28 protein-coding genes are annotated in these 24,448 nt (G+C 73.9%); 9 read left to right on the top strand and 19 right to left on the bottom strand.

Annotated features, from left to right (window positions below; all coding sequences use genetic code 11):
- Positions 1 to 6: 6 nt before the first annotated feature.
- The 5 genes from ACLJQE_RS10295 to ACLJQE_RS10275 form a co-directional block, all read right to left on the bottom strand.
- Complete coding sequence (locus ACLJQE_RS10295; protein WP_410638909.1) at positions 7 to 369, bottom strand: VOC family protein; 363 nt, start codon at positions 367 to 369, stop codon at positions 7 to 9.
- Positions 366 to 797: a hypothetical protein gene (locus tag ACLJQE_RS10290; protein WP_410638908.1), complete on the bottom strand. Its 432-nt coding sequence runs from the start codon at positions 795 to 797 to the stop codon at positions 366 to 368. Before ACLJQE_RS10290 ends, ACLJQE_RS10295 begins: the two co-directional genes overlap by 4 nt.
- Positions 794 to 961, bottom strand: coding sequence for a hypothetical protein (locus tag ACLJQE_RS10285; RefSeq protein ID WP_167344369.1), 168 nt, complete (start codon positions 959 to 961; stop codon positions 794 to 796). Before ACLJQE_RS10285 ends, ACLJQE_RS10290 begins: the two co-directional genes overlap by 4 nt.
- Before the next feature lie 61 nt (positions 962 to 1,022).
- Positions 1,023 to 1,412 carry a DUF4383 domain-containing protein gene (locus ACLJQE_RS10280; RefSeq protein ID WP_410638907.1) on the bottom strand — a complete coding sequence of 130 codons (390 nt, stop codon included), beginning with the start codon at positions 1,410 to 1,412 and terminating at the stop codon, positions 1,023 to 1,025.
- A 322-nt stretch (positions 1,413 to 1,734) separates the two neighbouring features.
- Complete coding sequence (locus ACLJQE_RS10275; RefSeq protein ID WP_410638906.1) at positions 1,735 to 2,559, bottom strand: SDR family oxidoreductase; 825 nt, start codon at positions 2,557 to 2,559, stop codon at positions 1,735 to 1,737.
- A 330-nt stretch (positions 2,560 to 2,889) separates the two neighbouring features.
- Here ACLJQE_RS10275 and ACLJQE_RS10270 point away from each other — a divergent pair, with 330 nt between their 5' ends.
- On the top strand, positions 2,890 to 3,066 hold the full coding sequence (locus ACLJQE_RS10270) for a hypothetical protein (RefSeq protein WP_410638905.1): 177 nt from the start codon (positions 2,890 to 2,892) through the stop codon (positions 3,064 to 3,066).
- Between the two features lie 60 nt (positions 3,067 to 3,126).
- Entirely contained in the window at positions 3,127 to 3,315 is a 189-nt protein-coding gene (locus tag ACLJQE_RS10265; RefSeq protein WP_410638904.1) for a DUF2795 domain-containing protein, read from the top strand.
- Positions 3,316 to 3,351: 36 nt separating this feature from the next.
- On the opposite strand, the gene ACLJQE_RS10260 is transcribed toward ACLJQE_RS10265, so the two are convergent.
- Positions 3,352 to 4,395: a glycosyltransferase family 9 protein gene (locus tag ACLJQE_RS10260; RefSeq protein ID WP_410638903.1), complete on the bottom strand. Its 1,044-nt coding sequence runs from the start codon at positions 4,393 to 4,395 to the stop codon at positions 3,352 to 3,354.
- Positions 4,392 to 5,870, bottom strand: coding sequence for an HAD-IIIA family hydrolase (locus tag ACLJQE_RS10255; RefSeq protein WP_410638902.1), 1,479 nt, complete (start codon positions 5,868 to 5,870; stop codon positions 4,392 to 4,394). Before ACLJQE_RS10255 ends, ACLJQE_RS10260 begins: the two co-directional genes overlap by 4 nt.
- A 194-nt stretch (positions 5,871 to 6,064) precedes the next feature.
- Here ACLJQE_RS10255 and ACLJQE_RS10250 point away from each other — a divergent pair, with 194 nt between their 5' ends.
- Together ACLJQE_RS10250 and ACLJQE_RS10245 are read left to right on the top strand one after the other, a co-directional pair.
- Positions 6,065 to 7,414, top strand: coding sequence for an aldehyde dehydrogenase family protein (locus ACLJQE_RS10250; RefSeq protein WP_410638901.1), 1,350 nt, complete (start codon positions 6,065 to 6,067; stop codon positions 7,412 to 7,414).
- A 95-nt stretch (positions 7,415 to 7,509) separates the two neighbouring features.
- Positions 7,510 to 8,622, top strand: a complete 1,113-nt coding sequence (locus tag ACLJQE_RS10245; protein ID WP_410639177.1) for an FUSC family protein — start codon at positions 7,510 to 7,512, stop codon at positions 8,620 to 8,622.
- Positions 8,623 to 8,624: 2 nt separating this feature from the next.
- On the opposite strand, the gene ACLJQE_RS10240 is transcribed toward ACLJQE_RS10245, so the two are convergent.
- The 9 genes from ACLJQE_RS10240 to ACLJQE_RS10200 all read right to left on the bottom strand — a co-directional run bounded on the left by ACLJQE_RS10240 (position 8,625) and on the right by ACLJQE_RS10200 (position 17,201).
- Complete coding sequence (locus tag ACLJQE_RS10240) at positions 8,625 to 8,804, bottom strand: hypothetical protein (protein WP_410638900.1); 180 nt, start codon at positions 8,802 to 8,804, stop codon at positions 8,625 to 8,627.
- Positions 8,805 to 8,901: 97 nt separating this feature from the next.
- Positions 8,902 to 9,507, bottom strand: a complete 606-nt coding sequence (locus ACLJQE_RS10235) for a flavodoxin family protein (protein WP_410638899.1) — start codon at positions 9,505 to 9,507, stop codon at positions 8,902 to 8,904.
- Positions 9,504 to 10,814, bottom strand: a complete 1,311-nt coding sequence (locus ACLJQE_RS10230; RefSeq protein WP_410638898.1) for a UDP-glucose dehydrogenase family protein — start codon at positions 10,812 to 10,814, stop codon at positions 9,504 to 9,506. The genes ACLJQE_RS10235 and ACLJQE_RS10230 overlap by 4 nt, the downstream gene beginning before the upstream one ends.
- Positions 10,807 to 11,823: a glycosyltransferase family 9 protein gene (locus ACLJQE_RS10225; protein ID WP_410638897.1), complete on the bottom strand. Its 1,017-nt coding sequence runs from the start codon at positions 11,821 to 11,823 to the stop codon at positions 10,807 to 10,809. Before ACLJQE_RS10225 ends, ACLJQE_RS10230 begins: the two co-directional genes overlap by 8 nt.
- The gene (locus tag ACLJQE_RS10220) at positions 11,814 to 12,500 is read right to left on the bottom strand and encodes an SDR family oxidoreductase (protein ID WP_410638896.1); all 687 of its coding nucleotides are present in this window, start codon (positions 12,498 to 12,500) and stop codon (positions 11,814 to 11,816) included. The genes ACLJQE_RS10225 and ACLJQE_RS10220 overlap by 10 nt, the downstream gene beginning before the upstream one ends.
- A gap of 24 nt (positions 12,501 to 12,524) precedes the next feature.
- Positions 12,525 to 13,892: a PfkB family carbohydrate kinase gene (locus ACLJQE_RS10215; RefSeq protein ID WP_410638895.1), complete on the bottom strand. Its 1,368-nt coding sequence runs from the start codon at positions 13,890 to 13,892 to the stop codon at positions 12,525 to 12,527.
- Positions 13,889 to 14,449: an SIS domain-containing protein gene (locus ACLJQE_RS10210; protein WP_410639176.1), complete on the bottom strand. Its 561-nt coding sequence runs from the start codon at positions 14,447 to 14,449 to the stop codon at positions 13,889 to 13,891. Before ACLJQE_RS10210 ends, ACLJQE_RS10215 begins: the two co-directional genes overlap by 4 nt.
- On the bottom strand, positions 14,449 to 16,122 hold the full coding sequence (locus ACLJQE_RS10205) for a carbamoyltransferase (protein ID WP_410638894.1): 1,674 nt from the start codon (positions 16,120 to 16,122) through the stop codon (positions 14,449 to 14,451). Before ACLJQE_RS10205 ends, ACLJQE_RS10210 begins: the two co-directional genes overlap by 1 nt.
- A gap of 113 nt (positions 16,123 to 16,235) precedes the next feature.
- Positions 16,236 to 17,201 carry a UDP-glucuronic acid decarboxylase family protein gene (locus tag ACLJQE_RS10200; RefSeq protein WP_410638893.1) on the bottom strand — a complete coding sequence of 322 codons (966 nt, stop codon included), beginning with the start codon at positions 17,199 to 17,201 and terminating at the stop codon, positions 16,236 to 16,238.
- Positions 17,202 to 17,273: 72 nt separating this feature from the next.
- On the opposite strand from ACLJQE_RS10200, the gene ACLJQE_RS10195 reads away from it, so the two are divergent.
- From ACLJQE_RS10195 to ACLJQE_RS10185, 3 genes are read left to right on the top strand one after another with little or no spacing between them, the layout of a single operon-like run.
- Positions 17,274 to 18,131, top strand: coding sequence for a polysaccharide pyruvyl transferase family protein (locus tag ACLJQE_RS10195; protein WP_410638892.1), 858 nt, complete (start codon positions 17,274 to 17,276; stop codon positions 18,129 to 18,131).
- Entirely contained in the window at positions 18,128 to 18,994 is an 867-nt protein-coding gene (locus tag ACLJQE_RS10190; protein WP_410638891.1) for a glycosyltransferase family 2 protein, read from the top strand. The genes ACLJQE_RS10195 and ACLJQE_RS10190 overlap by 4 nt, the downstream gene beginning before the upstream one ends.
- A complete protein-coding gene (locus ACLJQE_RS10185; protein WP_410638890.1) occupies positions 18,973 to 19,863 on the top strand; it encodes a glycosyltransferase family 2 protein in 891 nt (296 codons plus the stop codon). Before ACLJQE_RS10190 ends, ACLJQE_RS10185 begins: the two co-directional genes overlap by 22 nt.
- A gap of 47 nt (positions 19,864 to 19,910) precedes the next feature.
- Here the strand turns inward: ACLJQE_RS10185 and ACLJQE_RS10180 are convergent, their stop codons facing one another.
- The 3 genes from ACLJQE_RS10180 to ACLJQE_RS10170 all read right to left on the bottom strand — a co-directional run bounded on the left by ACLJQE_RS10180 (position 19,911) and on the right by ACLJQE_RS10170 (position 22,701).
- Positions 19,911 to 20,387, bottom strand: coding sequence for a DUF5980 family protein (locus tag ACLJQE_RS10180; RefSeq protein ID WP_410639175.1), 477 nt, complete (start codon positions 20,385 to 20,387; stop codon positions 19,911 to 19,913).
- A 140-nt stretch (positions 20,388 to 20,527) separates the two neighbouring features.
- Positions 20,528 to 21,736, bottom strand: coding sequence for a glycosyltransferase family 4 protein (locus tag ACLJQE_RS10175; RefSeq protein WP_410638889.1), 1,209 nt, complete (start codon positions 21,734 to 21,736; stop codon positions 20,528 to 20,530).
- Complete coding sequence (locus tag ACLJQE_RS10170) at positions 21,733 to 22,701, bottom strand: glycosyltransferase (protein WP_410638888.1); 969 nt, start codon at positions 22,699 to 22,701, stop codon at positions 21,733 to 21,735. Before ACLJQE_RS10170 ends, ACLJQE_RS10175 begins: the two co-directional genes overlap by 4 nt.
- 90 nt (positions 22,702 to 22,791) lie before the next feature.
- On the opposite strand from ACLJQE_RS10170, the gene ACLJQE_RS10165 reads away from it, so the two are divergent.
- Together ACLJQE_RS10165 and ACLJQE_RS10160 are read left to right on the top strand one after the other, a co-directional pair.
- Positions 22,792 to 23,406 carry a DUF47 domain-containing protein gene (locus ACLJQE_RS10165; protein WP_410638887.1) on the top strand — a complete coding sequence of 205 codons (615 nt, stop codon included), beginning with the start codon at positions 22,792 to 22,794 and terminating at the stop codon, positions 23,404 to 23,406.
- Positions 23,407 to 24,402, top strand: coding sequence for an anion permease (locus ACLJQE_RS10160; RefSeq protein WP_410638886.1), 996 nt, complete (start codon positions 23,407 to 23,409; stop codon positions 24,400 to 24,402). It abuts the gene before it with no gap.
- Positions 24,403 to 24,448 lie beyond the last annotated feature (46 nt).

The raw sequence follows: 24,448 nt of genomic DNA, 5'->3' as shown, positions 1-24,448 counted from the left end.
CCGGGGTCAGCGGGCGGGCAGCACGCAGAACTCGTTGCCCTCCGGATCGGCGAGCACGATCCACGGGTCGTCGTCCGGGTCGTCGAGGACCTTCGCCCCGAGCATCACCAGCCGTTCGACCTCCGCCCGCTGATCGCCGGCCACCGGCGCCAGGTCGAGGTGCAGCCGGTTCTTGACGGCCTTCTCCTCGGGCACCGGCTGGAACAGCACCGCTGGTCCGTCGTCGAACTCGAGCTGGCGGTAGGTCAGGCCGTGCGAGTCGGTCCACGTCCGGATTTTCCCGTTGCCGAGCGCCGCTGCCCAGAATTCCGCCAGCAGGTCCGGCTGACGGCAGTCGACCGTCACGGCCAGGATGCGCGCCGCCGTCACGACGCCGCCACGATCCGGTTGACGGCTTCGGCGACCAGTTCCGGTTCGGACACCGTCACCGTCAGTCCCGGGTGGCGGATCAGCCCCCACGGGGCGATGCCCCGGACGGGTTCCCGGAACCGGAGGCAGACGCCACCCCGCGTCGTCGTCCCGAAGGTCAGGCCGCGATCGGCCAGGGAAAGCCGGACGCCGAAGACGCGAAGAGCGCGGTACGGGCCGGTGGCCTCGGCCCCGGCGAGGTTGCTCAGCGGGGTCTCGACCAGCCACGGCCCGAACCGGACGCGCAGGCCGGTGACGTCCAATTCCAGCCCGGCACGCGGACCCAGGAGCCGGCGCAGCCCGGGGAACCCGGCCGCGAAGTCCGCGTGGAGCCGGTGGTGCACGACGACGGCGGGTTCACCCACCGCCGCCGCTTCGCCCGTGGTCATGCGCCGCCGCCCAACGGCGGGACGTCCGATTCGTCGTCGGCCGGGAGCTCGGGCTCTCGCCACTCCTCGGCGCGGGACGGGCCGTTGCCCTGCAGGGTCCCGCGCAGCTCGGCCTTCAGCGCGTCGTCCTCCCGGGGCGAATGCCGGTCGCTTTCGCGGTGCATGGAACCTCCTTCACGCGGTGTCCTTCCCGGCTACCCGCTGCCCTCGCGAAAACGACCGAGATCACCGGGTGCGCGCGGCGGACCGGTTGACCGCCCGCGCCCCGGCGATGCCGAGCACCAGCCCGGCGACCGCGGTCAGCCCGTGCAGCCAGTTGTCCGCCCAGTTCAGGTTGATCGGGTCCTCGGGGTTGACCATCGCGGTGGCGAGGATGCCGTACGCGGTCATCCCGGTGAAGCCGACGAACAGCACCCAGCAGTAGATGATCGAGCCGGTGCGCCGCGTCGCGGCCAGCAGCCCGAGCACCCCGACCGCCGTGTGGACCAGGTTGAGCAGCGGGGTCACGCTGAAGATCCCGACGGCGCGGCTGGTTTCGTGGCCGACCGCGGCGGTTTCCGGGGTCAGGAACCCGGCGATCCCGAGCGCGAGGTAGAGCAGCCCGAGGACGGCCACGACCGGCCGGAGCCAGGAAGCTCCGGGCCGGGAACGGGTTTCGGCGGACGACCGGGATCCAGCGGAAGACCGAGGTTCAGCGGAAGACCGAGGTTCAGCGGAAGACATGGGGTTCTCCTTCCCTCCGCGGCCGGATACCCCGTCACGCGTGCGGAAAACGGACAAGTGGAAGGGGGCCGGACGGCGGGCTGGGGGATCCGCCGTCCGGCCCGCGGCCGGGACCCGCGCCGGTCCCTGCAGCCGGACGCGGGCCCCTGGTCTCGGGAAACTCAGTCCCAGGGAAACTCAGTCCCAGGGAAACTCAGTCTCGGGAAACTCAGTCTCAGGGGGAACGCCAGTCGTGACCGCGGTAGGCGGTCCCGTGCTGGGCACCCATCAGCAGCAGGCCGCCGTCGACGACGAGCGACGTGCCGGTGATGTAGCCGGCCGCCGGGGTCGCCAGGAACGCGACCGCGGCGGCCACCTCGGCCGCGTGGCCGGGGCGGCCGAGCGGGATGCCGGGCCGGTCCTGCTCGCGCGGGTCGGCGTCGGTCTGGCCCGTCATCGGCGTCGAGATTTCGCCGGGGGCCACCGAATTCACGGTGATGCCGTGCTCGGCCAGCTCCAGGGCGAGCACCTGGGTCAGCGCGCCCGCCCCGGCCTTCGCGGCGCAGTAGGGCGCGGCGCCGACGCGCGGCACGTGCTCGTGGACGCTGGTGATGGTGATGATCCGGCCGCCGTGCCCGGCGTCGATCATGTGCCGGGCGGCGCGCTGCGAAAGCAGGAAGACCCCGTCGAGGTCGATGTCGAGGACCTGGCGCCACTTCTCGTAGTCGAGGTCCACCGCGAGCTCGCTGCTGCCGGTGCCGGAGCAGTTGACCAGGACGTCGATGCCGCCGAGGTCTTCGGCGAACGCGTCGATGACGTCGGCCGCGCCGGGCAGGCCGGTCAGGTCGAGCTGCCGGACGTGCGCGCTCACCCCGTGCGAGCGGGCCTCGGCGGCGGTTTCTTCCGCGCCGTCGGCGTCGGAGTGGTAGGTGATGCCGACATCCAGGCCGCCGCCGGCGAGGGCGGCGACGACCGCGCGGCCGATGCCGGAGTCGGCACCGGTGACTACGGCGCGCCGCGGTAAAGCGGCGTCGGCGGGCAGGGGCGCCGGGAGCGACACGAGCGTCTCCTTTCGTCCCCGGTCGGCTACCACCCCCACCGGGGGCTAAACGCGGAGCACCGCCGCTGCCGGCGCACGCGGCGAAGGAGCCGGCGCTGCTCGCCGAAGAGCTGCTGCCCGACGGGACGCTCGGCGACGGCGGGATCGAGCGGGTGACCGCCGCGGTGGGCCGGGCGGTGGACGCGGCGGTGCGGCTCGGCGTCGACCAGCTGTACCCGTTCGTCACCGCGGCCGTGCGCGACGCGGTGAACCGCGACGAGGTGATCGACCGGATCCAGGCGGGCGCCGGGATCCGGCCGCAGTTCCTCTCCGGCGAGGAGGGCGCGGCTGATGTACTTCGCCGCGCGCCGCTGGTACGGCCCGTGGGCGCTGCGCGAGGGAATCCTGTTGCGGCACCTGGAACAGCTGGCCGAATCGACGCCGTTGCCGCTGCAGCCGTTGACCCGCCACCCGGCCGCGGTGGTCCGCCACCTTCGCCCGGCGGGGGAGCAGCCGGTGCCGTCCTGAGCGTGTGCCGGGCGGCGGGCGGGGTAATCGGGCGGTTCCCCGAACGGAAGGAGAGCTCCCGTGAGCAAGCCGAACCCGATCGAACTGCAGAAGTACCTGTCCGGCGTCGACTACCCGGCCGAGCGGGACGACCTGGTGCAGGCGGCCGAGAGGAACGGCGCCGACTCGGACACGTTGAGCGTCGTGCGCGGCCTGCCCGACCGGACCTACGAGGGACCCAGCGGCGTGAGCAAGGAAATCGGCGGCTGACACCCCCGCGGCCCGGGCCGCGCGCCCGGGCCGCGATCACCGCGATATTTCGGCGGTCTCCGGAACGATGGCGCCGGGCTGGGCCAGGGCCGTCACCGCGCGGCAGACGTCGGCTGGGTCGATCGTGTCGAGGCAGGGGTGGCCCGGGACCGGGCAAACCCTCGCGCGGCTGGCGCGGCAGGGAGCGTGCTGGTCGCCGAGCACCACCGTGGGAACGCCGTAGGGCGCCCACCGTTCCTGCGGCACGACCGGGGCGAACAGCGAGACCACCGGGGCGCCCGCCGCCGCGGCGAGGTGGGCGGGGCCGGTGTTCGGCGCCACCACGACCTGCGCCCCGGACAGCACCGCCGCCAGCTCCGCCAGTGATGTCCGGCCGCCGAGGTTCACCGCCGACGACCCGGCCACCTCCTGGGTCAGCGCGCGCTCCGAAGGCGCGCCCGTCACCAGCACCCGGTGCCCGTCGGCGGCCAGCGCCCGGACCGTCTCGCGGCTCCAGGCCGCCGACGGCTGGCGGGCGGGCACCGACGCCGCGGGGTGCACGACGACGTAGGCCCCGCCACCGGTCAGCCGGGCCATGTCCGGCAACGGGCGCCGCAGCGCCAGGGCGCCGTGGTCGTCCGGCGGCAGCGAATACCCGGCCGCTTCGGCGAGCGACAGCATGCGGACCGGCTCGGGCGGATCGCCGTCGACGCGGTGACGCAGGTCGAGCAGGCTGCCCGGATAGTCCTCGGAGATCGCGCCGATCCACGGCACGCCGGCCTGGCGCAGCAGCAGCGCGAGCGGCAGCGGGGACTGGTGGAACGACGTCAGGATCAGCGCGCGGTCGAACCGCTTCGACCGGATCAGCGAGACGAACGCGCCGGTGTCCCCGGCGGTCACCGGCGGCGGCTCGGGGTCGATCCACGGTGCGGTCCAGGTGAGCAGGCCGGTCACGCCCGGGAGCAGTTCCCCGGCGGCGCGGCCGTGTGGCCCGGTCAGCAGCGTCACGTCGGCCCCGGACGCCGCGACCGCGCGGAGGCAGGGGCCGGCGAGCAGGACGTCCCCGAGGTTGTCCTGGCGGGCGACGAGCACCCGGGTCATCCGGCGACCCCGGCGACGCGCAGCGCCTCGGACAGGTCGTGGGCGACGGCGGCGTGCCGCCGGGCCCGGGCGATCTCCGGTTCGAGCGTGCGCTGGGTCGGCACCAGCACCGCGCGGGCCCCGGCGGCCAGCGCGGCGTCGACGTCGGCTCCGGTGTCGCCGATGACGACACAGGACGCGGGGTCGACGCCGAGCTCGCCGGCGGCCCGCAACACCATGCCGGGGGCGGGTTTGCGGCACGCACAACCGTCGCCGTCGTCGTGGACGCAGACCTGCCAGGTGCCGAACGGGCCGAAGAGCTCCTTGACGCGGGCGTTGACCGCGTCGAGCTGCTCGGGGGTGATCAGTCCTTTCGCGACACCGGACTGGTTGCTCACCACGCCGACCGGGATGCCGCGCTCCCGCAGCCCGCGGACGAGTTCGACCGCGCCGGGCACCGGGCGGACGCCGTCCGGGTCGTTGAGGTAGGGGACGTCGACGATCAGCGTGTCGTCCCGGTCGAACAGCACCGCGACCGGAGGCCGCGGCCGCCGGGCCGCGATCTCCCCGCGCAGCCGGTGGTAGCACGCGGCGGGCGGGATCAGCGCGCTGGTGACGACCATGCGCGCCACTTCGCCGGGGGTCCGCGGGCCCGGCAGGATCCGCCGGGTGGCGAACTCCGCCGTCAGCCCGGCCCAGACGCCGGCCGCGAGCCGCGCTTTCCCGCGCCGGCGCAGCACCGGCAGCGCGAGCGCGGCCAGACCGGCCACTGTGGACAGTGCGTGCAGGCCGAGCCTGCCGGGCCCGGCGCCGGTGCGCTGCCGCCAGAGCACGCCGTGCTTGGCCCGCATCAGCGCGTTGTCGGCGTTGCCGCGCTGGGCTTTGAGGCTGTAGAAGAACCCGGCCCGCCGGGCCGGGTGCGTGGTCAGCCGTTCACCCTGGTCGATCCGGTGCCCGGCTTCGGCGACGCGCAGCGCGAGGTCGGAGTCCTCGCGGAACGCACGCGGGAACCGCTCGTCGAAGCCGCCCGCCTCGACGAGCGCGCGACGGCGGTAGGCCATGTCCGCGGTGATCCACCGCGCGTGTTCGAGACCCGCGGTGCCGCGCTCGTCGTCGGTGGGGCGCCGGTCCGGCGGCAGCGGAACGGTGATCCGGCCCTGGGAGGCGGCCACGTCCGGCGGGAGCGAGCCGAGGTCGGCGGCGAGCTGCCGCGGCCAGTCCGGGGCGAGCACGACGTCGTCGTCGACGAACGCGATCCACTCGCTGCTCGCGGTGCGCCAGCCGAGGTTCCGCGCCGCCGCCGGTCCCCGGCCGCCGGAGCGGAGCACGCGCACGCCGTCGGGAACGTCCAGTGCGGACCCGTCCGGGCGGTCGTCGACGACGAGGATCTCCACCGGCCGCGGATCCGGTCCGCCGAGGAGGGTTTCGAGCAGTGGCCGAAGCGTCTCCCGGCCCGTCGTGGGAATCACCACGGTGTAGTCGAGCGAAGCAGTCACCGGCACCGGATACCCGGGGCCGGGGTGATCAAACGGCGTGTCGAAGTCCCCGTGCCCGGGTAACCGGCGGGCGACGACGGCGGGCGACGACGGCGGGCGACGACGGCGGGCGACGACGGCGGGCGACGACGGCGGGCGACGACGGCGGGCGACGACGGCGGGCGACGACGGCGGGCGACGACAAGGAGGTGCGGATGACCGCGGGGACGATCGAAATCCGGAACCCGGCCGACGGCAGCGTGGTGGGCACTGTGCCGACCGCGGGCGAAGCCGAGATCGACGCGGCGCTCACGCTGGCCCGCCGGACCCGGGCGCAGTGGGCCCGGACCCCGGCCGCCGAACGCGGGGCGCTGCTGCACACCGCGGCCGAACGGTTGCGGGCGCACGCCGACGAGCTGGCGAAGACGAACGAAGCGGAGACGGGGAAGCCCCGCGACGAAGCCCGCGAAGGCGTGCTCGCCGGGGCGGGCACCCTGGACCAGTACGCCGAACTCGGCCCGGTCCACCGCGGCCGCAGCCTGCTCGGCGCCGTCGGCGCGACGGACCTGATGGTGCCCGAACCACGCGGTGTCGTCGTCGCGCTCACGCCGTGGAACGACCCGGTCGCGGTCGCCTGCGGTCTCCTCGGTGCGGCGCTGGCCACCGGGAACACGGTGGTACACAAGCCGAGCGAGCGCGCGCCGCACACCGGGCAGCTGCTCGGCGAGGTGCTCGGCGGGATCTTCCCGGACGGGGTGCTGCAGACGCTGCACGGGGACGGCGGGGTCGGCGCGCTCCTCGCGATGCGTTCCGACATCGACGTCATCGCGCACGTCGGCAGCACGGCGACCGGCCGGTCGATCGCCGCGAGCGCGGCCGCGACCGGGGCGAAGACGTTGCTGGAGAACGGGGGCAACGACCCGCTGGTGATCGACGAGGACGTCGACCCGGTGTGGGCGGCGGGCCAGGCGGCGCTGGGGGCGTTCGCGAACTCGGGGCAGATCTGCGTGGCGGTCGAGCGGATCTACGTGAGCTCGGCGATCGCGGAACCGTTCCTGGCGGCGCTGGTGAAGGAGGCCGAGACCCGCACGGTGGCCCCCCTGGTCGACCGGCGGCACCGCGACCACGTGCACTCCCACGTGGCGGATGCGCTCGAGCGGGGTGCCCGGCTGCTGACCGGCGGCGCGGTCCCGGACGGCCCGGGCGCGCACTACCCGGCGACGGTTCTCACCGAGTGCGCGCCGGACTTGCGGGTGATGACGGAGGAGACGTTCGGCCCGGTGGCGCCGGTCCGGGTGGTGGAGAGCTTCGACGAGGGACTGGCCGAAGCGGCGAAGGGTGAGTACGGGCTGGCGGCGACGGTGCTGACGGCCTCGATGGCCCACGCCCAGCGCGCCTGGCGCGAGCTGCAGGCAGGCACGGTCAAGGTCAACAACGTGTTCGGCGGCGCCCCGGGCGGAGCGGCACACCCGCGCGGCCGGAGCGGCAACGGGTACGGCTACGGGCCGGAGCTGCTCGACGAGATGACCCAGACGAAGCTCGTGCACATCGCCCCGCCCGCATGACCGGACAGCGGGACAGACCGACGGTGGGGGAGGCGCAGGGCTCTTCGGCGGAGGCCGCCCGGCGTGACCGGACCGCGGCGGACCGGCCGGCTCGTGTGCTCCGGTCGGAAAGCGGCGCCGGCTCGGGCGACGAACAGCACGACCGGACGCCGGTCGGCTGGTTCGCCCGTGCTCTGCGCGTCCCCGGCCGTGAGCGCCGCATTCTCGTCCAGAGCGCCAAAGCCAGCCTGGCCGCGACCGGCGCCTGGTTGCTCGCCACCCTCGTCCTGCGGCTGCCGCAACCCTTTCTCGCTCCCTACGCGGCCGTCTTCCTCGTCGAAGCCACCGTGTACCGATCACTGCGCGGCTGGCTCCAGCAGGTCGGCTCGGTCGCCGGCGGTGTCCTGCTGGCCGCCGTCGCGGGGCAGTTCATCCCGTGGCAGGCCGTGGCGCTGGCCGCCGTCGTCTTCCTGGGGCTGCTCGCGGGCAGCTGGCGGCGGTTCGGGGATTCCGGCGTCTGGGTGGGCGTCACCGGCATGCTCCTGATCTGCTACGGCACCGCCCGCGAGCCCGCGCTGCTCGGCGACCGCCTGCTCGAAACGGCGCTGGGTGCGGCCATCGGCGTCGCGGTCAACACGCTGATCTTCCCGCCGCTCTACGGCGAACGGCTGGCCGCGGCCGCCGGGCGGCTCGGGAAGGCCGTGGCCGCGCTGCTGGAGTCGCTGTCCGATCTGATCCGCCGGGACGAGCCGCCGGAAGACCTGGACGGGCTGCTGTCGCAGGAGCAGGACGCCCGGAGCCAGGTGCTGGCGGCCGAAGAAGCCGCCGGCCTGACCCGGGAAGGCCGGCTGCTGAACCTCCGCCGCGGCCGTCCCGCCGCCGGGACGCACCACGAACGTCCACTTCGGACACTCATCGGGCTGTGGCCGGCGGTGTCGCAGCTGATCGCCGCCGTGCGGACGACGGCGGGCCGCCGGGAGCACCCGTTCGAGTACCCCTGGCCGGACGCGAGGGAAGCACTCGCCGACCTGATGCACCACCTCGCCGGCGCGGTGCAGGCGGTGGCGGTCGCGGGGGAGCCGGTCGAGCTGGACGAATGCCGGGCCCTGCTCGAAAAGCTCGAGCACCGGCTGGTGACCGCCGAGGAAGACGGCGTCCCGGCCCGGCTGGGCCTCGGCGCCATGACGCTGCCCGCGCGGCTGCTGCTGGAACAGCTGGAAAGGCGCTGAGACTACTGGACCGCGACCGGGTCGGCTTCGGAGCGGTGACGGCGGCAGGCGGTGCACACCATCGTCTGGCCCAGCAACGTGCCGTCGCCGGACACCAGCCGCGCGACGTGCAACGTGGGCAGCCCGCACTCCTCGCACGGGATGGGCTTGCTGTCGTGGCTGATCATGACTCGGTTCGGCATAGTGAAGCCCCCTGACGAGGATCGGCGGTCCCGCCTAGTTACCCAGGTGGCCTGCGCCACACTCGTCCGGCGCAGTGATGTCACTCGAACGGCGTAGTCACTTGGCGGGGTACTGCTGCTCGCGCAGGAGGGTGGCCAGGTGGACGGCGTTGCGGACCAGCGTCGCGTTCGTCGAGGCCACGGCCTCCGGCGTCTCGTCCAGGTCCTGGTAGTCGCCGCCCTGCATGGCCTCGCCGTTCCAGTAGGTCGCGCCCTGGGCCGGCACCGTGAAGCCGACGTCGTTCAGCGCCTGGAACAGGTCCGCGATGATCTTGTGGGCGCCGTCCTCGTTGCCGACGACCGCGGCCACCCCGACCTTGCCGAACATCGCCGGGCGGCCTTCGTCGTCGGTTTCGGACAGCTCGGCGTCGAGGCGTTCCAGTACCCGCTGCGCGACGCTCGACATGTGGCCGACCCACGTCGGGGTGGCGATCAGCAGGACGTCGGCGGCGGCGATCTTCCGCCGGATGCCCGGCCACGCGTCGCCGTCGCCCATGTCGGCCTCGACGCCCGGGCGGACGTCGTGGTCGACCACCCGGACCAGCTCGCCGGTGGCGCCGCGTTCGGCGAAGAGGTCGAGCAGCTGACGCGCGATGAGATCGCTGCTCGACTTCGCGGGTGACGGCTTGAGCGTGCAGGCCAGCGCGAGGACGCGCAGGGTCATGACTGCCTCCGTGGGTGGGTGCCGACGCCGATGTGGGCGAAGCCGGCCTCGGCCACCGCGTCGGGATCGAGCAGGTTGCGGGTGTCGACGACGACCGCCCGGTCGGCGGCCGCGGCCAGCCGGGGCCAGTCGAGGTCCCGGAACTCGGGCCACTCGGTGAGCACGACGAGGGCCGCGGCGTCCTTGGCCACCAAGTACGGGTCGTCGACGACCTGGACCGAGCTCGTTCCGGGCAGGCACCCGACCGCGGGGTCGTGCGCGGTCAACTCCGCACCCGCGCGGGCCAGGTCGTCGGCCACCGCCAGGGCGGGGGAGTCGCGCAGGTCGCCGGTGCCTGCCTTGAAGGCCAGCCCCAGCAGGCCGATGCGGGCTCCGGAAAGGGAGCCGGCGGGCGACCCGGTCACCGCCTGCCGCACGGCCCGCACCACCCGGGCGCGCTGCCGGGCGTTGACGCGGACCGCGTCGCGGAGGATGGCGAAGTCGACGCCCGCCGATTCGGCTGCGTGCAGCAGGGCCGAGGTGTCCTTCGGCAGGCACGAGCCACCCCAGCCGGGGCCGGGGGCGAGGAACCCGGGGCCGATCCGCGCGTCGAGGCCCATGGTCCGCGAGACCTCGCGGACGTCCGCGCCGAACCGCTCGCACAGTTCGGCGAGGACGTTCACATAAGACAGCTTGACGGCGAGGAACGCGTTGCTCGCGTACTTCGCGAGTTCGGCGCTGGCCGAGTCGGTCGCCACCACCGGGGCCCCGGTCGGCTCGTACAGCCGCGCGACCCGCCGGGCGGGCGGCGAGTCCGCCGGGTCGGTGCCGACCACGACCCGGTTCGGGTGCAGGAAGTCTTCGACGGCGTGCCCTTCGCGGAGGAACTCCGGGTTGGCCACGACCGGCAGGTCGTCCCGGCCCAGCAGGTGGGGCAGCCGCGCCGCGGTGCCGACCGGCACGGTCGACTTGGTGACCACCACGCAGCCGGGCCGCAGCAGCCGCCCGAGCTGCGGCACCACGTGTTCGAGCACGCCGAGGTCGGGGCGGCCGTCCTCGGCGGGTGGCGTGGGCAGGCACAGGAAGACGAGGTCCGCGCCGTGGAGCTCGGCCTGCGCGGTGGTGAAGCTCAGTGTCCGGTCGGCGAGCCCCTGTGCGACCAGCTCGGCCAGGCGGGGTTCGGCGATGGCCACCTCGCCCCGGCTCAGCTCGTCTGCTTTGGACTCGTCGGCGTCCACGCAGGTGACCCGGTGCCCGAGCCGCGCGAAGCACGCAGCGCTGGTCAACCCGACGTAGCCCGCGCCGACGATCCCGATGTGTTCAGCCATGCGCCACCCGCATTTCCAGGGCCGAGCGCGTCGCGGCCAGCACGCGCTCCTCGCCGAGCAGCAACAGCCCGCCGTCGGGCTCTTCGCCGTGCGGGTCGCCGACGTTGCCGGCCCAGAGCACCATGTGTAGTGGCGGGGGGTCCGGGTGGCGGAGCCCCCGGCCCGGGGCGGAGCCCCGGATGTCACCGACATGCCGCCGCGCGGACGGCGGCGGTCCCCACAGCCGCGGCGGGGTCGGGCCGAACAGCAGCACCGACGGCGTGCCGAACGCCGTGGCGAGGTGCCCGACGCCGGTGTCGCCGCAGACGACGAGCGCCGCGCCGGCCACCAGCGCGGCCAGCTCCGCCAGGTCGGTGCGTCCGGCCAGCACGGCGTCGTCGCCGAGCCCGGCCGCTTCGGCGATCGAGAGCGCCAGGTCGCGTTCGCCGGCGCTGCCGGTGAGCACGACGCGGTGGCCGTCGGCGGCGAGGTCCCGGACGACGGTCGCGAACCGCTCGGGCGGCCAGCGCCGGGCCGGGAACGCCGCGCCGGGGTGGACCACGACGGCGTCCGGGGCCGGGCTGGGGCCCGGCGGCACGGGCAGGTGCAGGGCCGAGCGATCCGCTTCCAGGTGGGCGTACTCGACGAGGCGGCACCAGCGGTCCACCTCGTGCAGGTCGTCGCGCCAGTCGAGGCCGGACACGTCGGGGAAGTCGGGGTGGCGGTGGGTCAGCAGCTCGGCCGGGTCGGCGGCCAGCAGGTCGTGGATGCTCTCCGGGCCGCTGCCGTGCAGGTTGACCGCGAGCCGCGGCGGCGGGCCCGGCCAGGCGAGCTCGCCGAGCGCGGGCGTCGGCAGCAGCTCGTCGACCGCGTCGATCAGTTCCACCAGGTCCCGCAGGCCTTCCGGCGCGGCCAGCACCAGCCGGTCGTCGGGGTAGGCCGTGCGCAGGGCACGCAACGCGGGCACCGACGTCAGCAGGTCCCCGACGCCGAGCGCGCGCAGGACGAGGACCGCGGAGCTCACGGCCACGATCCCTCCTCCGACGCGCACACGACCATCTCGCGCACTTCGGCGCCGGCCGGCTGCTGGAGCGCGAACACGACGGTGCTCGCCACGTGCTCGGGCTGGTTGAGCTTCGCGTCCGGCGGCGGCTTGTACTGGTCGGTGCGGTCGTCGAAGAAGTGCGTCCACATCCCGCCCGGGACGAGCAGGGTGACGCCGACGCGCCCGGCCAGCTCGGCGGCCAGCGCCCGGGTGAAGCCGACGACGCCGAACTTCGAGGCGCAGTAGGCGGTCGCGTCGCTCACCGCCTTGACGCCCAGGGTGGACGCGACGGTGACGACCGTGCCGTGTGAGCGTTCCAGGTAGGGGAGCGCGGCGCGGATCACCGCGGCCGTGCCGAGCAGGTTCACCTTCACCACCCGCTCCCAGTCCTCGGTGGACACGGTGGCGAGCGGCCCGCAGGCGTCGGTGCCGGCGGCGGTGAAGACGCCGTCCAGGCCGCCCGCGCGCTCGGCGAGTTCGCGCACCGCGGCCTCGGTGGCGGCGGTGTCGGTCAGGTCGGCTTCGACGTACTCGGCCGGGTCGTCGGGGCGGACCCGGTCGAGGACGTAGGGGGTCCCGCCCGCCTTGCGGACGGCGTCGACGGTGGCGGCGCCGAGTCCGGACGCGCCACCGGTGATCAGGACGTTGCCGAGGGGTCGCATCGCTCTCCTTCGCGGGCGAGGGGTTCAGGCACTGGCCGCCGCGGCGACCAGCCGGGAGGTCGAGTAGCCGGGCACGGTCGGGACGAGCACGACTTCGCCGCCGTGCCGTTCGACCACTTCGCGTTCGGGCAGGTCCGCGTCGGCGTAGTCGCCGCCCTTCACCCACACGTCCGGGCGCAGCTTCTCCAGGACGGCCGTGGGCGAGGCCTCGTCGAAGACGGCGACGGCGTCCACAAAGGACAACGCGGTCAGCAGCCGGGCCCGGTCGCGGTCGCGGACCAGCGGGCGGCCGGGCCCCTTGAGGCCACGGACCGAAGCGTCGGAGTTGAGGCAGACGACGAGCGCGTCGCCGAGGGCGCGGGCCTGCCGCAGCAGGCTCACGTGCCCGGGGTGCAGCAGGTCGAAGCAGCCGCCGGTGGCGATCAGGCGGCCGCCGGTCTCGCGGATCCGTCCGGCGAGGCCGAAGGCGTCGGTCGCCGGCTGCGGGTCGGGTACCGGGCCGTCGTTCGTGGACAGCGCGGTCGCGCCGCCGGCGGCGACGAACCGGGCGGCCGCCTCGACCGCGGTCACCACGGCTTCGGTGGTGTCCGCGCCGCGGAGCAGCGCGGCGGTGGCCGCGGCGGCGAAGCGGTCGCCCGCCCCGCAGGTGTCGGGCGCGGTGTGGCCCGGGGTCCGCGCCGCGGCGGGGATCGGGACGGTCGTTTCGCCGAGGCCGTCGGCCAGCACCGCGCCGCGGGACCCGACGGTCACCGCGACCGCGTCGGCGTGCCAGTGGCCGCGCAGCAGCTTGGCGAGCTCGCCCGGTTCCTCGTGCCCGGCGAGCACCGCGCGCGCCTCGGCGAGGTTCGGCGTGACCAGCCGCGTGCCGGGCACGGGCTGCGCGCCACGCGGGTGCGGGTCCCACACCACCGGGATCCGTTCGGCCAGTTCCCGCAGGAGCCGCCGGACTTCGGCGTTGCGCGTCAGGCCGCGGCCGTAGTCGGCGACGAGGATCGCGCCGGCGTCGGCGAGCACGTCGTGCACCCGGGCGGGCAGCGGGTCGGTGGTCGCCGTGCCGTCGCCGGAATCCAGGCGCAGCAGCGACTGCCCGCCCGCGCGGACGCGGGTCTTGCACACCGTCGTGCCGCGCAACGGCAGCGGCAGCACGGTCACGTCCGGTTCGAGCAGCCCGGTGAGCGCGTGGCCGCCTTCGTCGTCGCCGAGCGGCGTGACCAGGACGACCTCGGCCGCGGACCGCGCGGCCAGCAGCGCGGCCAGGCCGGCCCCGCCCGGGCGGCGGCGCCGGGCCGTCAGGTCGACCACCGGCACCGGCGCCTCGGGGCACAGCCGCTCGGCGGTGCCTTCGGCGTCGACGTCCAGCAGCGTGTCGCCGAGGACGACCAGCGGCTTCACGCAGTCACCCCGAGCGCGTCGTCGAGCGCCGCGCACAGGCCGTGCACCAGCGCCAGGTGCATCTCCTGCACGGTCGCGACGGTCGGCGCCTCGACCGTCACGGCGTCGTCGCACAGGGCGGCGAGGGGGTTCGGGGCCGGTCCGGTCAGCGCCCACGTCGTCACGCCGAGTTCGTGCGCGGCCTTGGCCGCGGCGACGACGTTCTGGCTGGTGCCGCTGGTGGACAGGCAGACCAGCACGTCGCCCGGCCGCCCGTGCGCGCGCACCTGGCGGGCGAAGACCTCGTGGTCGCCGTAGTCGTTGACGATGGCCGTGGTCGCGGAGGTGTCCGCGTGCAGCGCGATGGCCGAGAGCGGCTGCCGTTCGTGGCGGAACCGGCCGACGAGCTCACCGGTCAGGTGCTGGGCTTCGGCGGCGCTGCCCCCGTTGCCGCAGGCGAGCAGCCGTCCGCCGGCCTCGAACACGCCGGCGAGGTGCCGTCCCCACGCGGTTATCTTGGGGGCGGATTCACGGGCCCGGCCGGCGGCTTCGGCCAGCGCGGCGAGATGGTCTTCCATCACGGCACCTCCTTCTTCTCCGGCGACGCCGCGCCGGTTCGGGTGGGTCGGGGACGCCGGAGCACGAACGGCCCGAGCGCGAGCAGGTCGATCGGGGCCGAGCCGAAGCACTCCAGCGCGTCCCGGGGCGAGTCGACCATCGGACGGCCGGCGGTGTTGAGGCTGGTGTTGATCACGACCGGCAGGCCGGTCCGGCGCTCGAAGCCGGCCAGCATCCGGGCCAGCACCGGGTTTTCGCGTTCTTCGACGGTCTGCACGCGGGCCGTGCCGTCGACGTGCGTGACGGCCGGGATGCGGTCGCGCCACTCTTCGGCGACGTCGTGCACGAACAGCATGTACGGGCTGGGCAGCGGGCCGCGCGTGAAGATCTCGGCCGCCCGCTCGGCCCGGACCATGGGCGCCACCGGGCGGAACTGCTCGCGGCCCTTGACGTCGTTGAGCCGCTCGAGGTTCGCCTTGCGGCCCGGGTGGGCCAGCAGCGACCGGTGCCCGAGCGCCCGCGGGCCGAATTCGGCGCGGCCCTGGAACCAGGCGATCACCTCGTCGTTCGCCAGTGCTTCGGCGACCGTCTCGGCGAGATCGTCCGGACGTTCGTAGGGCAGCTTGGCCTTGATCAGGATTTCTTCGAGCTCTTCGTCGGTCCACCCGCGACCGAGCCCGGCGTCGCCCATGGGCGCGCCGCGTTCCCCGGCGTCGGCGGCCAGCTGCAACGCGGCGCCGAGCGCGGTGCCCGCGTCCCCGGCGGCGGGCTGCACCCAGATCCGGTCGAACGGGCCCTCGGCGTGCAGCCGGCTGTTGGCGACGCAGTTGAGCGCGATCCCGCCCGCCATCGCCAGATCGCGCTGGCCGGTGGCCTCGTGCAGCCAGTCCGCCAGCTCGAGCAGGATGTCCTCGAGGACTTTCTGGACACTCGCGGCGAGATCGGCGTGCCGGCGGGTCGGCTCCTCGCCGGCTTCGCGGCGCGGAGCCAGCGATGCGAGGTCGACGCCCGAGGCGCGGAACCCGCCGTCCCCGGTGACGTGGACGTGCTCGCAGAGTTCGTCGAGGAACTCCGGCTTGCCGTAGGAGGCGAGCGCCATGACCTTGTACTCGTCGCTGGACCGCGCGAAGCCGAGGTGCTCGGTGAGGTCTTCGTAGAGCAGGCCGAGCGAGTGCGGCAGCTTCTGGGCCGCCAGTTCCTTGAACCGCCCGTCTCGGTACTCACCGGCCAGATAGGACGTGCTTTCGCCGCGTCCGTCGGCGACCAGCACGGCGCAGTCGCCGAACGGCGCGGCGAGCGCGGCCGACGCGGCGTGCGCGACGTGGTGCCGGACGAACTTGACGATGCCCGGGTCGAGTCCGGGCAAAGCGGACTTCAGGAACAGGGGTGCCCGCTTGGCGAACTCCGTCCGCAGTTCCTCGCCGCTCGGGTCGTGGCCGGGCAGGCCCGGCTCGACCAGCGCGGGGTCGTAGGAGTACCCGACGGCGTCGAGGTCCTTCGCGGACAGTCCCGCCTGGGCCAGGCACCAGGCGGCGGCCTGGGCGGGCTGTTCCCAAGTGGAGAACGGCACCGCCTGCTTGCCGTGCTTGCGGCGGCTGAAGCGTTCTTCCTCCGCCGCGGCGATGATCTCCCCGTCCACCACCAGCGCTGCGGCCGGGTCGTGGAAGACGGCATTGATCCCGAGTATGCGCATCGACCTGCCTCTGGCGTTCCGGTGCGGACTCGTGAGGCCCGCTCTCGCCTATAGCGCTACCCGGCGAAGTCGTTGATAAACGATGGCGGCGCAAAAGCCCTGGGCGTCGCTACTCAGCGCGACGGCGCCCGGCGGAACCACGCCGCAGTGCGACGGAGGCCGTCGTCGGCGTCGATCTTCGGTTCCCACCCGAGGACGTCGCGGGCGAGCGAGATGTCGGGGCAGCGGCGCTGCGGGTCGTCGACCACCGCGTCGATGTACTCGATCGGCGAGCCGGACCCGGTGATGTCCTTGATCCGCTCCGCCACCTGACGGACGGTGAGCTCGTCCGGGTTGCCGAGGTTCACCGGTCCGGCGTGGTCCGCCCGCGCGAGGGCGAGCAGGCCGCGGACGGTGTCCTCGACGTAGCAGATCGACCGGGTCTGCGCACCGGTGCCGGTGACGGTGATCGGCTCGTTCTTCAGCGCCTGGTCCAGGAACGCCGGGATCATCCGGCCGTCGTGGGCGCGCATGCCGGGGCCGTAGGTGTTGAAGATCCGCGCGATCGCCGTGTCGACGCCGAATTCGCGGCGGTAGGCCGACGTCAGCGCTTCGGCGTAGCGCTTGGCTTCGTCGTAGACGCTGCGCGGCCCGATCGGGTTGACGTTGCCCCAATACCCTTCGCGTTGCGGGTGTTCCAGCGGATCGCCGTAGACCTCGCTGGTCGAGGCGAGCACGAACCGGGCGCCGTCGCGGCGGGCCAGTTCGAGCGCGTTCTCGGTGCCGTGCGAGCCCGCGCGCAGCGTCTCGATCGGCAGCGCCAGGTAGTCGCGGGGGGACGCGGCCGAAGCCAGGTGGAACACGACGTCGGCTTCGCAGCTCAGCGGCATCGGCAGCGTGACGTCGTGCCGCACGAACCGGAACCGTGCGTGGCGGCGCAGGTGCTCCAGTGAGTCCGCCGAGGACGTCGCGAGGTTGTCGACGGCGACGACCTCGATGTCCTCTTCGAGCAGCAGCTCGCACAGGTGCGCGCCGACGAAGCCGGCACCCCCGGTCACCACCGCACGTTCGAACCGCCTGATCACTCCCGGATTCGTCATGCCGTGGCGGCTACCCGGCCCCGGTGGGCGCAAACCCGTGTAAGGGGGTGAGGAGCGGGTAAGCGCCCTGCCATGCGAGTTCTGCTCACCGGTTGGGCCAGTTTTCTGCACGGAGAAGCGACGGCGGGCGACGTCCTGAGCCTGCGCGCGGCGGCGTCCGCACTGGCGGAAGCGGGGATCGACCACCGCATTGCCTGGAGCCCGGGCTTCCGGCCCGGCACCCTGCACCTGCCCGACGCGCCACCCGGGGACTACACGCACGTCGTCTTCGCCTGCGGCCCGGTCCACGGGCCGCAGGTGCGTTCGCTGCACGAGCGCTACGCCGCCTGCCGCCGGATCGCGGTCGGGGTGTCCGTGCCCGACGCCGAAGACCCGGCGGTGACCGGGTTCCACCGGGTCATCCCGCGCGACGACGGCACCACCGCCGAACCGGACCTGTCGCTGGGCGCCGCGGTGTCGCCCACGCCGGTGCTCGGCGTGATCCTGGCACCGCACCAGCCGGAGTACGGCAGCGCGGGGCGCCACGCCGAGGTCCACGAGGCACTGACCGGCTGGCTCGCCGGCCTGGACTGCGCCCGGGTTCCGCTGGACACGCGGCTCGCGCACGCGGACTGGGAGCGGTGCGCGACCCCGGACCAGTTCGCCGCCGCGGTGTCCAAAATGGACGCCGTGGTGACGACCCGGCTGCACGGCCTGGTCTTCGGGCTCAAGGCCGGGGTGCCGGTGCTCGCCGTCGACCCGGTGGCCGGCGGCGGGAAGGTGACCGCGCAGGGGAAGGCACTGGACTGGCCGGTGGTGGCCGCCGGGGACGTCGCGGACCCCGCGCTGCTCGACGCCCGCCTGAAGTGGTGCCTGACGGCACCGGTGCGGCCACCCGCGCACCCGCCCGCCCTGGCCGCGCTGGTGGACGAACTGGTGCGGCCGCGATGAGCGCCCGCACGACCGTCGTCATCGCCACCCGCAACCGCGCCACCGAGCTCGCGCGCACCCTCGGCCGGCTGTCTTCGCTGGACCCGAGACCGCCGGTCATCGTGCTGGACAACGCTTCCGAGGACGACACGGCCGAAGTCGCCGGACGGTTCGGATGCGTCCGCTTGATCCGCCTGCCGCAGAACCTCGGCGCCGCCGCCCGCACGCTCGGCGTCATCGCGGCCGAGACGCCCTACATCGCCTTCAGCGACGACGACTCGTGGTGGGCACCGGACGCACTGGCCGAGGCGGAGCGGATCTTCGACGAGCACCCGGGGACCGGCTTGCTCGCCGCGCGCACCCTCGTCGGCCCGGAATGCCGGGACGACCCGGTGACGCCCGAAATGGAGCGCAGCCCGCTGGGGCACCCGGACGGCGCGCCCGGGCCGCTGGTGCTCGGCTTCCTCGCCTGCTCCGCGATCGTGCGCCGCACGGCGTACCTGCAGGTGGGCGGATTCAGCCCGCTGCTGCACTTCGGCGCGGAGGAACAGCTGCTCGCCTACGACCTGGCCGCGCACGGCTGGGAGGTCTGCTACGTCGGGCGCCTGCGCGCCCACCACCACCCCTCCCGGTCACGGCCGCCGTCGTCGTGGCGCCGCCGGGCCGAACTGCGGAACCGGCTGCTCATCGCCGTGCTGCGCCGCCCACCGCGCGTGTGCCGCCGCGAGGTGGCGCGGACGCTGGTGCGGGCGCCCGGCGCCGTCCTCGGCGCGGTCCCGCACCTGCCGCGCGCGCTGAGCTCCCGCCGTGTGCTGCCCGCCCACGTCGAACACCAGGCCCGGACTCTGGAAAGGACCGCCGAATGGCGCGAATCTCGGTCGTGATCATCACCTGCAACCGTCGCGAGCAGCTGCGCGAGACGTTGGCGCACATGACGTCCCTGCCGGACGCCGCGCCGGTCTTCGTCGCGGACAACGGGTCCGCCGACGGCACGGCCGACATGGTCGCCCGGGAATTCCCCGGTGTCCGCCTGTTCCGGCTGGCGGAGAACCTCGGCGCGGTGGCGCGCAACATCGCCGTCGAGGAAGTGACGACGCCGTACGTCGCCTTCTGCGACGACGACACCACGTGGCAGCCGGGCGCGCTCACCCGGGCCGCCGACCTGCTGGACGGGTACCCGGGTCTCGGGTCGGTGACCGGGCGCTGCCTGGTCGAGCCCGGCCTGGCCGAGGACCCGATCACGCCGGAGCTGCGGGAGTCGCCGGTGCCCGGCCCGGACTGGCTGCCGGGGCCGGCGCTGCTCGGCATCATGGCGGGCCTGACGGCGGTGCGCGTCAGCGCGTTCCGCGAGGCCGGCGGCTTCTCGACGCGGATGTGGCTCGGCGGCGAGGAGGAGCTGTTCGCGTTGGACCTCGCGGCACGCGGGTGGTGGATGTGCTGGGCGGAGGACGTGGTCATCCACCACGCGCCGTCGAAGCTGCGCGACCCGCGCCACCGCCGCCGCCTCGGCATCCGCAACACCCTGTGGACGTTGCTGCTGCGCCGTCCCTGGCCGGCGGTCTTCCGCCGGGGCCGTGACGTGCTGCGTACGGCTCCTCGCGACTCCGCCACCGCTGCCGCGCTGCTCGACGTGCTCCGCGGCCTGCCGTGGGTCCTCGCGGACCGCCGCGTGGTCCCGCCGCACGTCGAGCACGGCCTCCGCCTCCTGGAAGCCCCGCAACGTGAGTCGAAGGCCCGCCGCTACGTCGGCTGAGGGCCGTCGTGCCGTGGTGGGGCCGTCCGGCGCCCGGTGCCGGGGATTCACCCCCGATTCATGCAGTCCACCCAGGACTCGGTGGTCACCACGATGTCGGTCGGGAGGGTTTCGGTCACGGTCCCGTCCGATACCCGGATGTGTGCGTGGTAGGTCGCCATCGGCACCGATGCGGCTCCTCGCACGCCGACGAACCCGTTGACGTTGATCGAGCCGTCAGGGGCGTGGAAGTTGGCGCCCGGTGGGAGGTGGTGCTCGGTGGCGGTCCAGCCGGGAGGCAGGTCGCGCATCCCGAACTCGAGGTCGGTGGTCCACTTCCCGCTCACCACGAAGATGAAGTAAGAGGCGTGGGTCCTCCCGTCGGGACCGTACTGAACGCACATCCGGCTGGTCCGGTCGAACTGCTCCAGCTGCCACGTCTGGGGCTGCGACGCCGTCTGCGCCGACGCGACGACGGATGTGCCGGCCAGGGACAGCAGGAGCACCGAGGCCGAGACGAGCACCGATCTGGCGATCCGAAACATCACTCTCACCGAATCCCTCCTGGAACTGGCGTGAACATGCCTCGGTGCACGCTAGCGACCGGTTCTCAGAGCTCTCTGAGAACCGGTCGAGGGGGACGGCGACGGGTGGCTCGTGGTGCGTGAGCCGACCGTTGCGGCGGTCAGCGGGCCTCGGCGGTGGCGGCCTGCTGGGGGACGAGCTTGTGGTAGGCGCGCAGCGTGTCGGCGGCGACGCGGTCCCACGAGTAGCGGGCCACCGCGCGGTCGTGGCCCGCGGTGCCGTAGGCGTGGCAGAGGGCCGGGTCGTCGAGCAGCCGCCGGACCCGGGACGCGAGCTCCTTCGGCTGGTGCGGGCGGACCAGCAGCCCGGTGACGCCGTCGACGACGGTGTCGGTCAGGCCGCCCACCGCGGCCGCGACCACCGGGACGCCGCAGGCCATCGCCTCCAGCGGCACGATCCCGAACGGCTCGTACCACGGCGTGCACACGACGGCGTCGGCCGAGCGCAGCAGCGGCGGCATGTCGTCGCGCGACACCTGGCCGGGCCAGCGGACGCGGTCGGCGACGCCGAGCCGCTCGGCCAGCTGCCGCAGCCGGCCCGCCTCGGGGTCCTGGGACAGCCGCCCGCGCTCCGGGCCGCCCGCGATGACGAGCTCGGCGTCCGGCAGCTGCGCGAGGGCGGTGATCGCGATGTCGAACCCCTTGCGCGGGACCAGCCGGCCGACGGCGACCAGCCGGTGCGGCAGCCGGCGGCGGGCCACCGGCCCGTCGAGGGAGAACCGGCCGAGGTCGACGCCGCAGGGCACGATCGAGATCCGCGACCGCGGCACGCCGAGGCGGGACAGCTCGAAGACCTCGTCGGAGCAGGTGGCGATCACGCGCCCGGCCTGCCGCCCGATGATGCGCTCCAGCCGGATGCGGTCGGCCGGGCTGGTGTCCTGGTCGCCTTGGTAACGCTTCTTGACCACGCCGAGGGCGTGGAAGGTCTGGGCCACCGGGGTGCCGGTCGCGCTCGCCGCCAGCGAAGTGGCGAGGCCGGACATCCAGAAGTGCGCGTGCGCCACGTCCGGCTGCTCGATCGCCCACTGGTCACGCAGGAAGCTGCCGAACTCGCCCATGTGGGGCAGGAGGTGGTCCTTCGGCTCCTTGCGGGGTGGCCCGGCCGGTACGTGCACGACGCGGAAGCCCTGCGGTGTCCGGACCTCCGGTGGCTCGTCGCGGCTCTCCCGTCGCGTGTAGACGGTGACGTCGTGCCCGGCGCGCACCAGCGCGGCCGACAGTTCCGCGACGTGCACGTTCTGGCCGCCGGCGTCGGCTTCGCCCAGGGCTGCGAGGGGATTGGCGTGCTCGGACACCATGGCGATCTTCATCGGTGAGGCGTTCCCTTCACGGTTCGACGGGCCGTCTCGGCGAGGAGGTGGTCCCAAGCGGTCAAGAAGGCGTCCAGCCCGTAGTGCTTCAGGGCGTGTTCGCGGGCGTTCTTGCCCGCGAGCGCGGCGAAGTCGGGCTCGTTCAGCAGCTCGCGGAAACCCCGCGCCAGCACGGAGACGTCGGTGGACAGCACACCCGCGTCGTCCGGGACCGCCTCGACCGCCTCGGTGGCGGCGAAGACGACGACCGGCATGGCCAGGTGCATGGCCTCCAAAAGGGACAGTCCCAGTGACGTCCACCGGGCGGTGTGCAGGTAGACGCGGCGGCGGGCGATCTCGTCGTGCAGCTTTGGCGCCGGGACGTCGCCCAGGCCGCGCAGCGGCGCGCCGAGCTCCTCGGTCCCCATGCCGAACACGTCGACGGGGGCGGCCTCGGCGAGCGTGCCGAGCAGGTCGGCGCCGGTGACGCGCTGCCGCCGCACCGGCTCGTTGATCATCGACACCCCGGCGGCGAGCTCACCGGTGTAGCGCGGTCCCGGATCGGGGATGCCGTGCGGCACGACGGTCACCGGCGCGCGGCCGCAGTCCCACATCGCCGCGTTGAAGTGGGTCACGTGCGCGACGGTGATGTCGGACCGGCCGGCGAGCGGGTGTTCGCTGGACGCGGCGTACGGCCGGGGCGCGTTGTGTTCCACGTAGACGGCCGGAACGCCCAGCCGGGCGGCGAAGTCCAGCTCCTCCGGGCGTTGCAGGACGACGACGTCGGGCCCGGCCTCGGCCAGCCGGTCGAGCGGAACCTCGGTCACCGACGGCCAGTTCCGCCCCGCCTTGCCGAGGCCCCAGGGCGCACCGCCGGGTGACACCGGCAGGAGGTAGTCGTGGCGGCCGCGGACGAAAGCGTCGGTCCACGAGCCGTGGACGTGCCAGAGCAGAACTCTCAGGCGCCGGGATCCGGGATCGGTCATGACTCCTGATTTCCCGGAGACCGGCCGTTAAACGTCCGGCCGGGCGGGGTACCCGGCCCTCGACGGGCGCGCGACGAAGGACTGCGATCCATGCGCTTCACCCCACGGGGCACCCGGTTCTTCGACCTGCTCGCCGACGCGGCGAAGAACCTCGTCACCGCGACCGCGTTGCTGAGAGACCTCGTGGCCGCCGAACCGGCCGAGCGGGAACCGATCGCCAAGCGCCTGCACGAGGTCGAGCACCAGGGCGACGAGCTGACGCACACGATCATGGTGGAGCTCAACAGCTCGTTCGTGACGCCGTTCGACCGCGAGGACATCCAGGCCCTCGCCGCCAAGATCGACGACGTGCTGGACTTCATGGACACCGCCGCGGACCTGGCCGTGCTCTACCGCATCGGCACCTTCCCCCCGGGCATCGACGTCCTGGTCCGGGTGCTCTGCCGGGCCGCCGAGCTGACGGCTTCGTCGATGCCCGGCCTGGCCAAGGTGGGCGACCTCGAGCCGTTCTGGATCGAGATCAACGAGCTGGAGAACGAGGCCGACCGCGTCTACCGGCGGATACTGGCCCACCTGTTCGAGCCGGGCGGTGACGCCCTCGAGGTGCTCAAGACCAAGGAAGTCGTCGAGCAATTCGAGCTGGCCGCCGACGCGTTCGAGCACGTGGCGGACGTGGTGCAGACCATCGCGGTCAAGGAGTCCTGAGTGACGGGGACCGCCGCCCTGGTCACCGTGGTCGTGCTGACGCTCGTCTTCGACTACACCAACGGGTTCCACGACGCGGCCAACGCGATCGCCAGCGCGGTGTCGACGCGGGCGCTGACCCTGCGGGCCGCGCTCGTGCTGGCGGCGGTGATGAACCTGGCGGGCGCGCTGCTGTCCACCGGCATCGCCGCGACGGTGGCCAAGGGGATCATCGACGTCCCGGTCGGGCCGGACGCGCTCACCGTGGTGTTCGCCGCGCTGGCCGGGGCCATCACGTGGAACCTGATCACCTGGTACTTCGGGCTCCCGTCGTCGTCATCGCACTCGCTGATCGGCGGCATGGTCGGCGCGGCGCTGGCCGCCGCGAGCACCGTGCACTGGGCGGGGATCGCCGAGAAGGTGCTGATCCCGATGGTGGCGTCGCCGCTGCTCGGGCTGGTGCTGGGCTACCTCGCGATGGTCGCCGCGCTGTGGCTGCTGCGGCGGGCGAACCCGCACCGCAGCGGCCGGGTGTTCCGCCGCTTCCAGATCGTGTCCGCGTCGGCGCTCGCGCTCGGCCACGGCCTGCAGGACGCCCAGAAGGGCATGGGCGTGATCGTCCTGGCACTGGTCGCGGCCGGGCAGCAGCAGACGTTCGCCGTCCCGGTGTGGGTGAGCCTGGCGTGCGCCCTGGCCTTGTCGCTCGGCACCTATTCGGGTGGCCTGCGGATCATGCGGACGCTCGGCAGGCGCGTCTTCCCGCTCGACCCGCCGCACGGGTTCGTCGCGGAATCGGTGGCGTCGTCGGTGTTGTACGTGACGGCGTTCGCGGTCAAGGCACCGATCTCGACGACGCACGTCATCACCGCGGCGATCATGGGGGTGGGCGCGACCAAGCGGCTTTCGGCGGTCCGCTGGGGCATCGCCCGCGACATCGTCATGGGCTGGGTGCTGACGTTCCCGGCCGCCGCCGCGGTGGCCGCCGCCGTGTACCTGGTGGCCGACGCCCTCACCTGAGCACCGGACGGGTTTGCCCGTCGCCGCCCGTGGGAAGCCGGGGCGG

The organism is Amycolatopsis sp. lyj-346 (assembly GCF_046548975.1).
Lineage (GTDB): Bacteria > Actinomycetota > Actinomycetes > Mycobacteriales > Pseudonocardiaceae > Amycolatopsis.
The sequence above is the reverse complement of the archived record's forward strand: the minus strand, read 5'-3'. Positions and strand labels throughout refer to the sequence as shown.

Coding starts and splice junctions, on each gene's coding strand:
- ACLJQE_RS10210 (WP_410639176.1), bottom strand. CDS start 14,449: ATGGAAGACCATCTCGCCGCGCTGGCCGAAGCCGCCGGCCGGGCCCGT.
- ACLJQE_RS10195 (WP_410638892.1), top strand. CDS start 17,274: ATGCGAGTTCTGCTCACCGGTTGGGCCAGTTTTCTGCACGGAGAAGCG.
- ACLJQE_RS10230 (WP_410638898.1), bottom strand. CDS start 10,814: ATGGCTGAACACATCGGGATCGTCGGCGCGGGCTACGTCGGGTTGACC.
- ACLJQE_RS10175 (WP_410638889.1), bottom strand. CDS start 21,736: ATGAAGATCGCCATGGTGTCCGAGCACGCCAATCCCCTCGCAGCCCTG.
- ACLJQE_RS10250 (WP_410638901.1), top strand. CDS start 6,065: ATGACCGCGGGGACGATCGAAATCCGGAACCCGGCCGACGGCAGCGTG.
- ACLJQE_RS10170 (WP_410638888.1), bottom strand. CDS start 22,701: ATGACCGATCCCGGATCCCGGCGCCTGAGAGTTCTGCTCTGGCACGTC.
- ACLJQE_RS10290 (WP_410638908.1), bottom strand. CDS start 797: ATGACCACGGGCGAAGCGGCGGCGGTGGGTGAACCCGCCGTCGTCGTG.
- ACLJQE_RS10205 (WP_410638894.1), bottom strand. CDS start 16,122: ATGCGCATACTCGGGATCAATGCCGTCTTCCACGACCCGGCCGCAGCG.
- ACLJQE_RS10285 (WP_167344369.1), bottom strand. CDS start 961: ATGCACCGCGAAAGCGACCGGCATTCGCCCCGGGAGGACGACGCGCTG.
- ACLJQE_RS10270 (WP_410638905.1), top strand. CDS start 2,890: ATGTACTTCGCCGCGCGCCGCTGGTACGGCCCGTGGGCGCTGCGCGAG.
- ACLJQE_RS10260 (WP_410638903.1), bottom strand. CDS start 4,395: ATGACCCGGGTGCTCGTCGCCCGCCAGGACAACCTCGGGGACGTCCTG.
- ACLJQE_RS10200 (WP_410638893.1), bottom strand. CDS start 17,201: ATGACGAATCCGGGAGTGATCAGGCGGTTCGAACGTGCGGTGGTGACC.
- ACLJQE_RS10190 (WP_410638891.1), top strand. CDS start 18,128: ATGAGCGCCCGCACGACCGTCGTCATCGCCACCCGCAACCGCGCCACC.
- ACLJQE_RS10240 (WP_410638900.1), bottom strand. CDS start 8,804: ATGCCGAACCGAGTCATGATCAGCCACGACAGCAAGCCCATCCCGTGC.
- ACLJQE_RS10235 (WP_410638899.1), bottom strand. CDS start 9,507: ATGACCCTGCGCGTCCTCGCGCTGGCCTGCACGCTCAAGCCGTCACCC.
- ACLJQE_RS10185 (WP_410638890.1), top strand. CDS start 18,973: ATGGCGCGAATCTCGGTCGTGATCATCACCTGCAACCGTCGCGAGCAG.
- ACLJQE_RS10165 (WP_410638887.1), top strand. CDS start 22,792: ATGCGCTTCACCCCACGGGGCACCCGGTTCTTCGACCTGCTCGCCGAC.
- ACLJQE_RS10180 (WP_410639175.1), bottom strand. CDS start 20,387: ATGTTTCGGATCGCCAGATCGGTGCTCGTCTCGGCCTCGGTGCTCCTG.
- ACLJQE_RS10220 (WP_410638896.1), bottom strand. CDS start 12,500: ATGCGACCCCTCGGCAACGTCCTGATCACCGGTGGCGCGTCCGGACTC.